Below are 15951 nucleotides of genomic sequence, written 5' to 3' on the forward strand. Positions count from 1 at the left end.
AATCCGAAGAGGAGGAGCGAGAAGAATCCCGGCCAACCTGGGTGCAATGGGATGTGGGATGTTCACGGCGCGAGGGAGGGGCGGTCATGCAGTAACGCAGTTCTGACCGACTTCTACGATCGCCTGACCGCCCGTGCGGACGCGCTGTTCGAGCTGGCCGACGCCGTGCTCTGCACGGACGGACCGGCGTGGTCGCTGGTCGACCTGGCGCTGGCGCCCGAGCACCGCCGTGGGCACGGTTCCCTGTACGCCGGCCTGAACCGCGGCCGGGTGGAGGCCGCCCGGCCGCGGCGGGTCCTGGCCGGGGGTGCCGCTGCCGAGGGCGGCGGACGGCCGGCTGGTGTTGGCGGTGGACGTCTCGCCGTGGCTTCGGCCGGACGCCGGGACCGTGCCGAACCGCTCGTTCCGGGTTGCCGGTCGCGGTCTTGTTGCCGGACCCGATCGGACCGGGTGATGCGCCGCCCGGCGCCCTCGGGCGAAGAGTTCCTCCGGTCCAGCCCGAAGGGCGGCCGGCCGCCCAAGCACGGCGGGGAGTTCGTCTCCGGCGACCCCGCCACCTGGGTCCCCGTGCAGGCCGTCACGGTCACCGACCCCCGCCTCTACTGGAGGGCCACCGCTCAGCATGGGACCGCCTGCACCCCAGGCTGGCCCAGCGGGCCGCGCGGCTGGACTACGACGACCCGCTGCCCGTCATCGAGGGCACCGTCATCCGCCTGGCCGTCGAGCACCTGCCGTCCGGCGGGGTGAACAAGCCGGTCTGGCTGTGGTGGTCACGCACCGGCGCCACCGACGCCGACGTCGCACGCCGCTAACGGCGACCTCGACCACACCGTCGATGCGTGGATCGCCGACGGCGCCCGCCGCCCGACGGTCAAGAACCGCCTCGCCATTCTCGTCCGGGCCACCGCTACCGCCCGCGCATGGTCGGTCTGTTGTTGACAGCGCCGACTTTTTAACAGTCCCGATCTGGCAGACCCCGTATTCGGCAAGGTCGCCGCACCAAGCTGGGAGGAGTCCGCAGCACGTACCGGCCGGGACGCGCCGGTACGGTCCGAGCCGGCATCGTCACTTTCCTTGACGGGCCCGCGGAGCTGCCGAGCCTGCGGATTCCGTCCCTGGCAGCCGTCATCGGATCAGCACGGATCCCGGCCAGGAGACCGCAGCCATCTGTCAGGACACAACGCCAAGGACGTGAGTGTGACGAGTGCGCAGATACCGGCCGATGCCACCATGGCAGCTGAACCGGCCCTCACCGTACCGACGGCTTTCGAGCGGCAGGCGCGGGTGGCGCCGGACGCTGTCGCGGTGGCCGGGGACGACGGCGAGCTAACCTACGCACAACTGGACGCGCGCGCCGACCGCCTCGCCGCGCTACTTGCCGCGCACGGCGTCCGGGCCGGCGACATCGTCGCCTTCGCCCTCCCACGCTCGGCCGACTACGCCGTCACCGTGCTGGCGATCCTCAAGGCCGGAGCGGCGTACCTCCCGCTCGACGCAGCCTATCCGGAGGACCGGATCGCCCTGATGCTCAACGACGCGAAACCCGCCGCGCTGGTCACCCGACGGGGGATCGCCGCTCGCCTCGGTACCGACACGACGGCCGGCCGGGCCGCATGGATCGTCCTGGACGACCCGGCGTTCCTGCGCTCCCTCACCGGGACGCGCCGGGGCTGTACGGAGGATGGGCGCGGGCCTATGAGCGGCAGCGGTGACGACTCGGCATATGTGATGTACACCTCCGGCTCCACCGGGCGCCCCAAGGGGGTGATCACCACACACGCCAACATCCTCGCGCTCGCCTCCGACCGCCATTTCAGCACTCCCGCGCACCGCGCGGTGCTCGTGCACTCCCCGCAAACCTTCGACGCCGCGACTTACGAACTGTGGGTGCCGCTGCTGAACGGCGGCCGGGCCATAATGATGGCGGACGCCCTCGACTCCGACCGGCTGGGCGCCGTCGTCACCGCGAGCGGCGCTTCGGCCGTCTTCCTCACGACGGCGCTGTTCAACGTCATCACCGGCTTCGCCCCGGCGGCCCTCGCAGGTCTGGACGAGGTACTGACGGGCGGCGAGACCTGTTCACCGCAGGCCATGCGGGCTTTCCTTCGCGCCGCTCCGCACACCGTGCTGCGTCATGTGTACGGCCCGACCGAGACCACCACCTTCGCCACCCAGCAGCGAGTTACCACAGCGGACGCGGCCGGTCCGTCCATCCCGATCGGCGGCCCGCTCGACACGGAGCGGCTCTTCGTACTTGACACCCGGTTACGGCCGGTGGCGGCCGGAGAGGTCGGCGAGCTCTTCATCGCCGGGGCGGGAGTCGCCCGCGGGTACCTGCGCCGACCGGAGACCACGGCCGAGCGCTTCGTGGCCTGTCCCTTCGGCGCGCCGGGCGAGCGGATGTACCGCACCGGCGACCTCGTACGCTCGCTGCCGGAGAGCGTCGTGGACTTCATAGGCCGCGCCGACGCCCAAGTCAAAGTGCGCGGGCACCGCATCGAGCCCGGCGAGGTCGAGGCCGCCCTGCTGGGCAGGCCGGAGGTGGCGCAGGCGGCCGTGGTCGTCCATCAGACAGGCCCCGACGACAAACGGCTGGTGGCGTACATACGTCCGCGCGGCGCCCTGGAGAGCGCCGGGATCAGGGCCTCCCTGCGCCGTACACTGCCGCCCCACCTGGTGCCGGACGCCGTCATCCCGTTGGACGCGCTGCCCCTCAACGCCCATGGCAAGGTGGACCGCGCCCTCCTCGCGGACCGCCCGCTGCCGGACGGGCCGACGAACGCCGCAGCCGGGGACGACGAGCCACGGAACCGGGTCGCCGCGTTGTGGAGCGCGCTGGGGCTGCCCCCGGTGGAGCAGGGCGCCGCCTTCCTCGACGCGGGCGCCAACTCTCTCCAGATCACCCGGTTCACCTACTTGCCGCGCCGCGAGTTCGGCGTCGGCCTCCCGATCCGCACCGTCTTTGACGCCGGCTCGCTCGGCGCGGTCGCCGACCTGGTCAGCGCGGCCCGCCGCGGGGATCCCCGAAGCGGACCGAGGCCGCCGGAAGCGGGCCCGCGCCGCATGGAGCGGCGCCCTGACCCGCTTCCGCTGTCCCCCGGCCAGGCCCGGCTCTGGCACCTCAACCAGCTCGACCCCGGCCCCGCCTACCACGTGCCGCTGCTCATTCCGGTGGACGGCCCGGTGGACCCGGACGGCCTGCGGGCGGCGCTGAGCGCCTTGGTCGAGCGACATGAGAGCCTGCGCACTATCTTCCCGGTGCTGGACGGGGAGCCCGTCCAGCACGTCCTGGCGCCCGGCGACTGCCCGTTGGCGCTACGGACGCAGCGCGTCGAGCCGGACGGGATCGACGTCGCGGTGCGGGAGGCAGTGGCCGAGCCGTTCGACCTCACCCGTCAAGCGCCTCTACGGGCGTGGCTGTTGCGCGGCCGGTCCGACCTCGCCGGGTCGGTCCTGGTGCTGGTCGTGCATCACATCGCGTGCGACGGTTGGTCCGTGGGGCCGCTGGCCAGGGATCTGGCGGCCGCCTACCGGGCCGTTCTTGCCGGGCGGGCCGAGGCACCGCGCGAAGCACCCGCGCAGTACGCCGACTTCACCGTCTGGCAGGATCGGGCCTTCGGGGCCGGCGCCGACCCCGCCGGGCCCGCCGCCGACCAGCTCGCCTTCTGGGAGAAGACGCTGGCGGATCTGCCCGCCGAACTCCCGGGGCTGTACGACCGCCCCAGGACGCCGGGCGCGCGAATGGGCGGCGGCAGCGGCTCGGTAGGCGCCTTCTGGCCCGCCGCCCTGCACCGAGAGCTGGTCGCGCTGGCACGCGGCAACGGGGCGACGCTGTTCATGGTGCTCCAGGCCGGGGTGGCCGCAGTGCTGGCCGAGTCGGCCGCAGCCACAGACCTCCCGCTGGGCACGGTGACGGCCGGCCGGAGCGACCCTCGGTGGGAGGAGGCGATCGGCTTCTTCGTCAACTCCCTCACATTACGCACCGACACATCCGGCGACCCCTCCTTCGCCGGACTCCTGGACCGCGTCCGGAGCACGGTGCTGGCTGCGTTCGAGCACCAGGACGTCCCCTTTGAACGGGTCGTGGAACGGCTCAACCCGCCGCGGAGTCTCGGCCGCAACCCGTTGTTCCAGACAGTCGTCGTGCTCCAGAACATCCCCTGGCCGACCGTCGATCTGGGCGTCCGTCCGGCCCACGTCATTGTGCCCCACAACGGTGCCGTGAAGTTCGACCTGCTGCTGGAGTTCTGGGAGCGGCGCGACCCCGCCGGCGAACTGTTCGGCCTCACCTGCGACGCCGAGTACGACCCGAGGCTGTACGACAGGGGCACGGTCGTCGCGGTCCTCGGCCGGCTCAGGCGCTTCCTCACCGCCGCCGTGGGTGACCCGGGACTATCGCTCAGCCGGCTCCTGGCCGCGTCCTTCGCGACGCCCACCGCCCACCCGGCCCGCACGGAAAGGAACCCCGCTCCATGACCACCACCCCGCCGTTGTCACACCTCTTCGAACGCCAGGCCGCCGCGCACAACAATGAGGCCGCGATCGGCGGCGCCCACGGCGCGCTGACGTACGGGCAGTTGAACGCCCGCGCAAACCGACTGGCCCGCCTTCTGGTGGACCGGCACGTCGGCCCCGGTACGACCGCCGCCCTGCTGCTGCCGCGCTCGACGGACCAGATCGTCGCCGTCCTGGCAGTGGTGAAGGCTGGCGGGGCCTATCTGCCGCTCGATCCGGGCCATCCGCCAGCGCGACTGGCGCAGATGGCGGCGGACACGGCCCCGGCGCTCACCCTCACCGAGAGCCGCCTGCTCGACCGGCTGCCTGACGGCCTCGCCGCAAACGTGCTGCTCTTGGACGCCCCGCAGACGGCGAGGGAACTGGCTGCGGCCGCCCCCGACGACCTGGGCGACGCCGAGCGCACCCGCCCGCCGGCCGCGAGTGACCTGGCATATGTGATGTTCACGTCCGGTTCCAGCGGCGCCCCCAAGGGGGTGATGGTCACCCAGGCCAACGTCGCTGCGCTGGTCCTGGACCCCCGCTTGCGCAGTGCCGCGCACAGCCGGGTGCTGGTCCACTCATCGTACGGGTTCGACGCCTCGACGTACGAGCTGTGGGCGCCGCTGCTCAGCGGCCACCAGGCGGTGCTGGCACCGGACGGACCACTGGACATCGCCGGGCTGGCCCACTGCATCGCGAAGTACCGCATCACCTCGCTGCTGCTCACCGCAAGCCTGCTGCAACTGGTTGCCCAAGAGGATCCGGGCTGCCTGGCAGGCGTCCGGGAGCTGTGGACCGGCGGGGAGGCGGTACCGGCCGCCGCGGTGCGCGAGGTGCTGGCGCACTGCCCCGATCTCACCGTCGTGGACGCCTATGGCCCCACCGAGACCACCGTAGCGGCCACCAGCCACCGGCTCCGGCTCCAGGGCGATGTGCGGGACCCGGTGCCGATCGGCCGCCCGCTCGGAGGCAGCCGGGTGTCCGTGCTCGACGCGCGTCTGCGCGAAGTGCCGGACGAAACCGTCGGCGAGCTGTACATCTCGGGGGAGGGCGTCGGGGACGGATACGTCGCCAGGCCGGTGCTGACGGCCGCCCGCTTCGTCGCCTGCCCATTCGGGCTCCCCGGCGAGCGGATGTACCGCACCGGCGACCTCGGCTTCCGGTCGGCGGACGGCAACCTGGTCTTCGCCGGGCGCAACGACGATCAGGTGAAAGTTCGCGGGCGCCGCATCGAACCGGGCGAGGTGGAGGCCGCGCTGACCCGCCATCCCCAGGTGGGCCGGACCGCCGTCGTCGTCCACGGGGACTCACCCGCCGACAAGCGCCTCGTCGGCTACTTCACCGTCGACGGCACTGGCCCCTCCGCCGAGTCTGTCCGCGGATACCTGGCCGCCGAGCTGCCCCCGCACCTCGTGCCCGACGTACTGGTCGGCTGGACCGGCTTCCGCTCACCACCAGCGGGAAGACCGACCGGGCCGCTCTCGCCGCCAGGCCCCTCACCCCTGCCGCGGCCTCGCCCGCTGCGGCGCCGCAGGACGACACCGGCGAACAGGTGCTCGCTCTGTGGGCGCGATCCTTGGGCGGCCGCCGAGCCGGACCGCGTGACGACTTCTTCGCGCACGGCGGCACTTCGCTCCAGGCCACCCGGCTGGTCGCCCGCACGGTCAAGGCGTTCGGACTGCGCCCCGAGGACAGCCGCGCCGTACTCCAGGCGCTGCTGGCCAACCCGACCCCCGACGCACTGACCGCGGCCGTGCGCACCGCCCGCGCCGCGCCCTCCGTACCGGCCCGGCGGCGCATCCTCCCCGACTTCGCCGCCGAGTCGGACCCGGGCACCGCTCTCGACTTCGCCGCGACGCTGGCGTCCCGCGCGAGCGGCCCCCGCCAGGCACTGCTGACCGGGGCGACCGGCTTCCTCGGCGCCCACCTGATCGCCGCCCTCCTGGCGGACACGGATCTGACGGTGCACTGCCTGGTGCGGGCCGCGGACGACGCACAGGCACTGCTGCGGGTCAGGTCGGCCCTGCGGGGCAACGGCCTGGAAGTCGCGGACCGGGACGCCTCGCGGATCGTCGCCGTCGCCGGGGATCTGGCCGCCGACCGCCTGGGTCTCACCCCGGAGCGCTACCGGTGGCTCGCCGAGGAGACGGACCTCATCTACCACAACGGCGCACAAGTGAACTTCCTCTACCCTTACTCCGCCCTCTCCCCGGTGAACGTCGGCGGCACGAGGGAGGTCGTCCGGTTCGCCGCCGTCGGCCGGACGAGGTCCATCCACTACGTCTCCACCCAGGCGGTCTTCTCGGCCGCCGGCCTGTCCGGTGTCCGGGGCGTCCACGAGGGCAGCATCCCTGTCCACCCCGAGCACCTCTTCATGGGGTACCCCGAGACCAAGTGGGTGGCCGAGGAGCTGATCCGAAAGGCCGGAGCCCTCGGGTTGCCCTTCGCCATCTACCGGCCGCACGACGTCACCGGCCACTCCCGAACGGGGGCGTGGAAGACCGACGGCTTCCTGTGCAGCCTCATTAAGTCTTTCACCGATGTCGGAGCCGCCCCCGACATCCGGCTGCCGATGGACTTCACCCCGGTGGACACTGTTGCCCGCGCTATCGTCCGGCTCTCGCTGGACCGTCCGGCCAACGGCTCTGCTTACCACCTCAACAGCCCGCGCTACGCCCTGCTGGAAGACCTCATCGAGCACCTCAACCAAGCCGGCCACGGCGTCGACACCGTCCCGTGGAAGATATGGGTGGACCGTCTGGCCGCGCACGCCGCGCGGGACGCCGAGTCCCAGATAGCGCCGTTCCTGCCGCTGTTCACCGAACGCCTGGAGCAGTCCGGCACCAGCGTCCTCGAACTCTACCTTGAGGACCGGATGCCAGCGCTGTCCTGCACGCGGACCTGGGACACCGTCAGGGCGCTGACCGGCCAGGCGTGCCCCACCACCGACGAACTGCTCCCGAAATACGTCCGGGAGCTCACCCGCAGCGGATTCCTCGCCCCCGTCGCACCTAAGGACGACTGATCAGGAGACAGCGATGACCGACAGCCCCTTCGACGACCAGGACGGCACATTCCACGTGCTGCTCAACGAACAGGGCCGGTACTCCCTGTGGCCGGCCTTCGCCGAGATCCCGGACGGCTGGTCCGCGGTGGTCCGCTCCGCGCGCCGCCAGGAGTGCACGGCCTACATTGCCGCGCACTGGACCGACATGGGCCACCTCCCGGCCGGCTGACCCCGGCGCGCAGGGCCGGGTCAGCCGCGGGCCGCCCTCCCCGGGGGCTCCGCGCTGCGGCACGGAACCCCGGCCGCCTCCTCCGTCCTCCAGCAAGGAAAAGACGTGACGACATGATGTCGAGTCAGTTCGATGCCCTGGCCCAGCTCTACGAGGACTTCTCGGCCCTACCCTTCCGCCAGCACCTGGAGTTCCCCACAGTCCTGGGGGCAGTCGGCACGGTGAACGCCGAGCGGAAGGTCCTGGACCTCGGCTGCGGCAGCGGGGTGTACAGCCGCATGCTGGCCGGACGCGGCGCGTTCGCGGTGACCGGGCTGGACGAGTCGGCAGGGATGATCGGCTACGCCCGGCGCCGCGAGGAGGCCGAGCGGCTCGGTATCCGCTACGTCGCCGGTCCGCTGCCCGCCGAACTGCACGGCAAGTTCGACCTGGTGCTGGCCGTCTACGTGCTGCCGTACGCGAGCAGTTATCCGGAACTGGTGGACCTGTTCCGGACCGCGGCCGGAGCGCTGCGCACGGGAGGGGAGTTAGTGACGCTCCCGATCCATCCAGACGTTCCCGCCGACCCCGACTACTACTCCCGCTACGGTTTCCGGCTGAACCCCCTCCACGGGCGCGAGGACGGCGGCGAGGTCGACCTGCACATCCTCTTCGGCTCCTACGACACCCATGTCACCGCGCACTACTGGAGCGCACCAACCCTAGAAAAGGCTCTCGCCGAGACCGGATTCGGTCCCTCCCAGTGGCACAGGCACCGGCTGTCGGACGCGGCCGCGGCTGGCCCCGACACGTTCTGGCGCCCCTATCTGGACGCCCCGCACGCGGGGCTGCTCACCGCCAAGCAGCTGACGAGGAGGAGTTGACGACCGGCGAGGCCAGCCGGGAACGCTGCTGATCTCCTCGGCCGACAACGACGCCAGGAGTTTGACAGCCTGCTTCGGGCGAGAGCACGCTCGCCAGAGCGAGCGCCATAGCGACGGGTTCCCTCCACCCGCGGTCGCAGGGCGTTCCCGCCGTTCGCCGAGGAGCCGTCATGGCAAAACTGAACGTGCCGAATTCGCAGTTACGGGCGCTGCTGGCCGAGGCCGGGTGGACGGGTGAGCAACTCGCCCAAGCCGTCAACCGGGCCGGCCGATCATCCGGGCTGGCGCTGTCTTACCAGCGGGCGTCGGTATCCCAGTGGTTGGCGGGCACCACGCCCCGTCTACCGGTCTGCGACTTGGTCGCAGAGGTTCTGACGCTCCGCCTGGGCCGCAGGGTTACGGCGCTCGACGCAGGATTTGCAAAGAAACAGGCCCCGGCGTCGACCGCTGAGCAGGAGAACAGCGTCCACTGGAGGAGTGTCCTGCTGACGAGTCTCGACAAGCCGTCCACCGCGGCCGGGGCCACGCGCATTTATCGGGCAGCGAGCCTGCCCGGCACCGAGGAGATCCCGATGGCCTGGCCGGACGGTGCGGCTGTTGAGGGTTTGGCCCCGTCCGCCGCCGAACTGCGCTGGGCCGGCTCGATGGTCACTTTGTTCTCTGTTGCGGACCGCACCTTCGGGGGCGGACACGCCAGGCCCGCGCTCCAGGGGTTCCTGGCCCACACGGTCGCGCCTTGGCTGTCGGCCCCGGCCTCGCCCGGTGTCCGCCGTGAACTGCTCACGACCGCTGCCCGGTTGACCTACCTGTGCGGTTTCATGAACTTCGACGACGAGCGCCAGGGCACCGCTCAGTCCCTCTACCGGCTGAGCCTCAGCCTGTGCGAGGGCGCCGACGACCAAACAGGCGCAGCGCTGGCCCTGCGTGCGCTGAGCGTCCAGTCCCGCGCCCTCGGATACTTCGCCAACGCTCGCGTCTTGGCCGAGGCGGCAGTAGCGCGAGGCGCCCGGCAGGCCCCGCGCCACGTCCGGGCCAGCCTCATCGGACAGTTGGGCGTGGCCGAGGCGGCGTCCGGCAACAAGAAGGAGGCATTGCGCCTGCTGGGCCGGGCCGAAAGTAACCTCGGCCGGACATCGAACGCGCCCCACGACGTCGGAGCGTTCGACACCGCCGCCTTCGCCCATCAGGAAGCTGTGGTGATGCATTACCTGGGGCAGAAGAAGGACACGCTCCTCGCGCTGGAACGGTCCGTACGCCTACGCCGACCTGGCGAGGCCCGGTCGCAGGCCATCCTGCTCGCGCGCCTGGCCGAGCGCCAACTCGCCCAGGGCCACGTGGAAGCGGCATGCCAGACCTGGCACGGCTTCCTGGATCTCATCCCCGGCCTCACCTCCCGGCGCATAGACCGGGCCCGCAACGAGTTGGCCGCCCGCTTGCGCCCCTACCGTACGCTTCCGGCAGTCGCGGCCTTACTGCGCCGGAACAGCGCGCTGATCCCGGACCGGGACGGCGGGACGTCCGGCATGCGCTGAGGAAGGCACCGGTCGAGAACGGCTCGACAAGGGTCGGGTCGGTGAACTATCAGTGCGGCACTGGGCTGCGCCGGCTCTCAAGCCGCGCATGCCGGGGCCGCCGCCCGGCCAGCCCTCTGCCGACCCGGCCGCAGGACGGCGCCGGAGGCAGAAATCGGTCGAATCTCCCGCGTCAGCGCCCGCGCCGCCGGGCTACGCGGGCGCCCGGCGTCCACCACGGCCGTTCTGACCGCCGCCCGCGCAAGCCGGGGCAAACGTCCCCCTCCGAACTAGCCCAGGTCACGGCGGAGTACGGCCCCGTGCGCTGCTGACCGCAGCCCGTCAAAGGTGGCTGGGAATCTCCGGAAAGATATTCGAAAGCGGGCCTTTTCCTTTATGCGCAGACCTGTCTGTGCTCTGCTGATTTGAGCCAGTCCTATGACTGGGACATAGGACAGATCGCGTAAGGCAGGGCTGGGCATGAACAGGACACGTAAGACCGAGCGCTTCAATGTCACAGCAGACCGCTCCACTGCGGACTTCCGTATCGCCACGACTTTCCTCCATCCCACCAGGGGCGAGGTGCGGTGTCCGGCGTCCGGCGTGGTGACGGAGTGGCTTGGACGCGCGGGAGCCGAGGTGCGGGAAGAGCCGTTCGGAGCCCTCGACTCTCACGGTCCGACGCGGCGGGACACGGAAGCCGTCTTCGGGACTACGTACCTCGAACCCGACGGTACGGCAGTGGGCATCGCCGTCGCGTCTGCCGGGCACTGGCAGGAGGCCGAGGACGCGGTGCACCGGTGGACGCAGGCGATGAGGACCCGGCGCGTGCTTCTGGTTTCCGCCGACGACCGGTGCGCCGGGCTGTTCCGCGGGCCGGCCGCTTCTGCCGGATCCGCTCAGAACGCCCACCCGCTCCGCAGCCTGCCGAGCGGGCGGGCGTCCCGGCAATGCCCGCACCGCCTCGCAAGCCAGATGCTGACGGCCGAATTCCTCGCCCGGGGCGAGACGGTGGTGGTACTCGGGCGGTCCGGAGTGCCCCAGGTGCCCGGTGCCGCAGGGGAAAGTGGGACCGCCGTCACCGTCATCGCCACCGTGGAGCACGCCCGTCACTTCCAGCCGACGGACCCCGACCGGCTGTCATTCGTCCTCTCTCCGTGCACCCCGGTCGAGCCGGCCGCAGAGATCCTCGGCGTCTTGCGGACCCGCTTCCCCAGGCTGCGCGGGCAGCATCCCGACCAGTGGTGCTACGCGGAATCGGACTTCCGTGCCGCGTCCGCCTCGGTCACGGACGCGAGCGACCTGCTCATCACCGTCGGGCACGGCCCCTTCCCCGCTGCCGGGGCCATCGTGCCTCCCAAGCGGCACCGGCACATCGACGGTCTCGGCGACCTGCACCCCGACGATCTGGCGCAGGCACCGACCGTGGGGCTCGTCGAACGTGGCCCCGACTCCGCCCACCTCACCCGGCAGATCCTCACCGCCCTTTCCGGGCTGGGTCCGCTCAGCGTCGTCCAACGGCAGTACCGGACACGGAAGTACGACATCCAGCACATCCTCCGGTCGGCCAGGACCTCCCCGACTGAAACTACCGGCCTCCGGCCGGCAGACGGACGCATGGACGAGATCGGAGCGCACCTGTAGTACCGCGCCGTATGCGGAGACTGAGCACCTGGACGGGAGGGGCCTTGCGGAAGTTGACATATAGGCAAATCGCCCGCGACTGGCCACGGCATATGCTGGAGGCACAGAAGGCGGAGCCCCTCCATCCAGACCTCCCCCGGCCTTCGCAGTGGGCGCGCCGGCCCAGGCCCGGCGTCGTTCCGCGGAGGGCTTGGACAGGCCGCCCCTCCCGACGGGGGCGCTACCGGCAGATACCGACGCCCGATGCCAGGGCGGCGCGGTGGTACCGAGCCGAGAGACGGGGCGACCGAACGGATACCGCCGCGCGGTGTGCCCCCCCTGGGGGTACAGGTGGGCATCGTCCTTACCCGCCGGGTTCAGGCGCGGATTTCGTAGACGGCACTGCGCGGTGTTTCGGCGGCACGGCGCCAGTGGGCGAAGCCGGCTTCTCGGGCCAGCGAACGCAGCGCGTGTTCGCCCGCGTGGTTGCCCAGGGCCTGGGGGCCGTGCTGGGCGACCGCTGCGGGCAAGCACAACCCTACGGACAGTGCCATGAAGAGTTTGCTGACGGGGTGCGTGTTCATCGTCGGATCCGCCTCTCCGTTGGGCTCGACGAGCATGACCGTGCCTGCCGGCTTGAGGATGCGGCGTGCACCTTTCAGGGCCGCGAGAGGGTCACCCATATCGTGGAGGCAGTTGAAGAAGGTCACCAGGTCGTAAGCCGGGCGGTCGGCGTCAAGGTCGGCGGCGGCGACGGTGTGGAAGTGAACGCGGTCGTCGAGGTCGCGCTCTTCGGCGATGATCGCAGCCCGGTCGATGGACTCGGCGTGGTAGTCGTATCCGTCGAACGCAGATCGAGGGAAGGCCGCTGCCATCAGCATGGTGGAGTAGCCGACCCCGCAGCCGATGTCGGCGACCTGGGCGCCGCTGTCGAGGCGCTCGCGCACTCCCTGGAGGGCGGGCAGCCACCGAGTGACAATGTTCGCGTTGTAGGCCGGCCGGAAGAACCGCGCCACGGCTCGGAACATCTGTGGCGGGTACTCACTCCAGTCCACGCCCTCGCCGGTGCGGAAGCACTGGGCGAGCCGGTCTTCGACCCGGTAGAGGGTTTGCAGTGCGGTGAAGATGCCGACGCCGGCTGTTGGGGCGTCGGGGTGAGCGAGGACCTGGGCATGGGCGTCGGGGAGCTCGTAGGTGCGCTGACCGTCCGCTTCGGTGCCCGGTGATACCACGTATCCGGCGCCGTACTGGGTGTGCAGCCACTCGCGTACGTAGATCTCCTGAGTACCGGTCCGTTCGGCGAGTTGGGCCGGTGTCAGCGGTCCCGCGCCGGCCATCGCCCGGTACAGACCCAGGCGGTCGCCGAGTGAGACAGCCAGTCCTCCCACCGCGGTCGCCGCGTCGGTGAACACCCGGTCGGAAAAGGCCGTCACCAGGTCAGACGGGGCCGAATCCGCCGCGGGCTCGGGAGAGGCGACCGCACGCGCCTCCGCCTTCTCCCGCGTGGGTGGACCGCCCGCCTGATGCCCGGTGTGTTCGGCGAGTTCAGCGACCGCCTCGAGGAACACGTCGATCTCGTCCTCGGTGTTGTAGGCGTAGAAGGAAGCTCGAGTGGTGGCGGGCAGTCCGAAGCGCACACACGCCGGACGGGCACACAGGTGACCGACGCGGATGGCGATCCCGCGCTCGTCCAGGTGTTCTCCGATCTCGTCGGGAAAGCGTCCCTTGACCGCAAAAGAGATCGCTGGCCCGCGATCACGGCTGTCAGCGGGGCCGACGATCCGGGCGCCCGGGATGTTCGCCAGCCCTTCGAGCGCGCGGGCGGTCAGTCGGGCGCAGTGCTCGGCGATCCGGTCGCGGCCCAGCGTGTCGAGGTAGGCGCAGGCGGCGGCGAGTCCGATGGCTTGGGCGATCATGGGAGTGCCGGCCTCGAATCGCTGCGGCGGGTCGGCGTAGGTGGAGTGCCCCATGGCGACGGTGTCATTCATCTCCCCGCCCGTCAGGAACGGTGGAAGCGCCCGCAGGAGTTCTCCTCTCCCCCACAACACCCCGATCCCGGTGGGGCCGCACATCTTGTGCCCGGAGAACGCCAGGAAGTCCACCCCGAGTTCGGTGACGTCGACGGGGAAGTGCGGCACCGACTGACACGCGTCCAGGACCGTCAGCGCCCCCACCTCCTTGGCGCGCTTCACCAGCACCGACAAGGGGTTCACCGTGCCGTACACGTTCGACTGGTGAGTGAAGGCCACAACCTTGGTGCGCTCGTTGACCACCTCGTCGAGGTTGTCCAGATCCAGTCGCCCTTCTTGAGTGATCGTCAGCCACGCCAGCTCCGCACCGGTCTGGCGGCACAACTGCTGCCAGGGCATCAGGTTCGAGTGGTGTTCCATCTCGGTGATGACCACGCGGTCCCCCGGCCCCAGCGCCATGGACCGCAACTCACGCTCCGCACGGGAGGCGTTCGCCAACGCGTATGCGACGAGATTGAGCCCCTCGGAGGCATTCTTCACCAAGACCATGTCCTGCGGCCGGGCGCCGATGAAGCCGGCGATCCTGGCCCGCCCCCGCTCCAGCAGATCCGTCGCCTCACGCGCCACCTGGTGGGAACTTCGGTGCACATTGGCGTTGTGAAGACGGTAGAAGTCGGCCTCGGCCGCCAGGACCATCTCCGGCTTCTGTGCGGTGGCCGCGCTGTCCAGATACACCAGCGGAACACCGCCTCCGACCCGGCGCGAAAGGATGGGAAAGTCCGCCCGGATCTCGTCGAGGTCAAACACCCGCTGGCTCGCACCCGGCACAGAGTCCCGCAGGGCCGAGTGCGCACCGCACGGACAGTCAGAATCTGCATTCATATGCACCCTCCAGTTCATTCGATGAGTTCGAGGACGGTCGCAACACGCCCATTAACCAACTCTCCGCAGGGGACGTGTAGAGAAGCCGGTGACGGAGGTGTTAAATGCGCCGGGACGTTTACAATTGCTGACGCCACGCGGGACGCGCCTGGTGCGGCGGCGGAGAACTTCAGTTGACGCGACGTGCTGCTACGGCATCGCGGTGATCACCATCAACCCGCTGCGGGTCGAGGGCGATTCATCAAACTCGCCGGGCTGTGGCGCTTGGGCGCTACGGCGTCGGCCGAGCACGGCGCTCGGCTCGACCGTCTGCCGACCAGGACGGTCCGGCACCGGTGTTTTCAAGTCCCCGACGCCCGTTCTGGCGCAGCCAGCATCTTCACGGGTTCCCGTCGAAGCCCCCGGTGCGGGTGAGACCGTACAACCTGCACACTCCGAGCGCTCAAGCTTCGGCCTCCGATTCGCGGCCGAGCGGCATCCGGCCGCACCACCGTCATCGGGTCCCAAGGTCAATCGGGCGGTACTGGCGCGCCGGCTGTTCACGAGGATCTCCCGGCGTCATCTCGCTTGTCTGATCGAGGAGTTGGCGGCACCATGGCAGGCCGCCGTCATGCTGTGCGGGGCGGAATCCGCAAGCGGGCCGAGGGTGCCGGAGTTCGCCACTAGCTGATGCTCGTCGATCGGCTGGTGGCCACGCTGATCCATCTGCGCCAGGCAGTTGAGCTTAGGGCTGTCCTCGGGCGGTGCCGTGCTGGTGCTCGGGCAGTTCATGCCAGAAGGTCACCGGTCGGCCAACGGCAACGAGGGGCTTCTCGATGGACAGGGGCACGACCGCGCGGACGTCGTGGCCGGCAAGCCAACTTGCCACGGCGACTTCACGCGCTGCTGCCGCGTCCTGCCCCGGCCGGGCGATGCGCACGACGATGCCACCAGGGATCCGTCAGAGATCGTTTTCGGCGAACCGGATCGGCTCGGAGTCGTCAGCTGCCAAGTGGGCGGTACTGGCTACTTCCTGAAGGATGTGCCGTGATGCTTCGACTCGCGCCGGGCCATAGCGCGACGACATCGGCGATTCTCCGCCTCAGCTCGGCCGCCTCTGGCCTGCGCCCGAAGGGGCGGGCAGCATCGGACAGCGCCGCCACGTCAGTCAGAGCGCGTTTGGACCTCAACCCGCTGACTTCGCTGAGCGCTTTCTGGGCCGTGGCTACAGCTTCGCTGGGGTCACCGATACCCATGGTCAAGGTCGCGAGCTTAGTAAGCGATAGAGCCCGGGATCGGAGGTAACCGTCACCGTGGCCGCTCGTCGCCCTCGTAAGGCGCTCGGCTGCGACGCGCCCACCCCGAGGACGCCTGCTTCGTCCCCACCGAC

Annotated in this window: 8 protein-coding genes and 3 pseudogenes; 10 read left to right on the top strand and 1 reads right to left on the bottom strand. The window is 70.5% G+C overall.

Annotation, left to right across the window (positions count from 1 at the left end; all coding sequences use genetic code 11):
- Positions 1–51 precede the first annotated feature (51 nt).
- The 8 genes and pseudogenes from ACIQCJ_RS19125 to ACIQCJ_RS19160 form a co-directional block, all read left to right on the top strand.
- Positions 52–806 (top strand): annotated as a pseudogene (locus ACIQCJ_RS19125) (transposase); the annotation flags it as partial.
- 424 nt (positions 807–1230) lie between these two features.
- Positions 1231–4476: an amino acid adenylation domain-containing protein gene (locus ACIQCJ_RS19130; protein ID WP_402711986.1), complete on the top strand. Its 3246-nt coding sequence runs from the start codon at positions 1231–1233 to the stop codon at positions 4474–4476.
- Positions 4473–5909 (top strand): annotated as a pseudogene (locus ACIQCJ_RS19135) (amino acid adenylation domain-containing protein); the annotation flags it as partial. The gene ACIQCJ_RS19130 and the pseudogene ACIQCJ_RS19135, both read left to right, overlap by 4 nt.
- 164 nt (positions 5910–6073) lie before the next feature.
- A complete protein-coding gene (locus ACIQCJ_RS19140; protein WP_402711987.1) occupies positions 6074–7522 on the top strand; it encodes a thioester reductase domain-containing protein in 1449 nt (482 codons plus the stop codon).
- A gap of 13 nt (positions 7523–7535) precedes the next feature.
- The gene (locus tag ACIQCJ_RS19145) at positions 7536–7733 is read left to right on the top strand and encodes an MbtH family protein (RefSeq protein ID WP_355345479.1); all 198 of its coding nucleotides are present in this window, start codon (positions 7536–7538) and stop codon (positions 7731–7733) included.
- Between the two features lie 113 nt (positions 7734–7846).
- Complete coding sequence (locus ACIQCJ_RS19150) at positions 7847–8596, top strand: class I SAM-dependent methyltransferase (RefSeq protein ID WP_402711988.1); 750 nt, start codon at positions 7847–7849, stop codon at positions 8594–8596.
- Positions 8597–8766: 170 nt separating this feature from the next.
- Positions 8767–10128 (top strand): hypothetical protein, encoded by a 1362-nt coding sequence (locus tag ACIQCJ_RS19155; RefSeq protein ID WP_402711989.1) that lies wholly within the window; start codon positions 8767–8769, stop codon positions 10126–10128.
- A gap of 792 nt (positions 10129–10920) precedes the next feature.
- Positions 10921–11751, top strand: a complete 831-nt coding sequence (locus ACIQCJ_RS19160) for a hypothetical protein (protein WP_402712137.1) — start codon at positions 10921–10923, stop codon at positions 11749–11751.
- 356 nt (positions 11752–12107) lie between these two features.
- On the opposite strand, the gene ACIQCJ_RS19165 is transcribed toward ACIQCJ_RS19160, so the two are convergent.
- Entirely contained in the window at positions 12108–14507 is a 2400-nt protein-coding gene (locus ACIQCJ_RS19165) for a SufS family cysteine desulfurase (protein ID WP_402711990.1), read from the bottom strand.
- Between the two features lie 598 nt (positions 14508–15105).
- Here ACIQCJ_RS19165 and ACIQCJ_RS19170 point away from each other — a divergent pair.
- Together ACIQCJ_RS19170 and ACIQCJ_RS19175 are read left to right on the top strand one after the other, a co-directional pair.
- A pseudogene (locus ACIQCJ_RS19170) lies at positions 15106–15323 on the top strand (IS5/IS1182 family transposase); the annotation flags it as partial.
- Positions 15324–15330: 7 nt separating this feature from the next.
- Positions 15331–15612 (top strand): hypothetical protein, encoded by a 282-nt coding sequence (locus tag ACIQCJ_RS19175; protein ID WP_402712146.1) that lies wholly within the window; start codon positions 15331–15333, stop codon positions 15610–15612.
- Positions 15613–15951: the final 339 nt, after the last annotated feature.

Origin of the sequence: Streptomyces sp. NPDC093221 (assembly GCF_044753885.1) — a bacterium.
Taxonomy (GTDB): domain Bacteria; phylum Actinomycetota; class Actinomycetes; order Streptomycetales; family Streptomycetaceae; genus Actinacidiphila.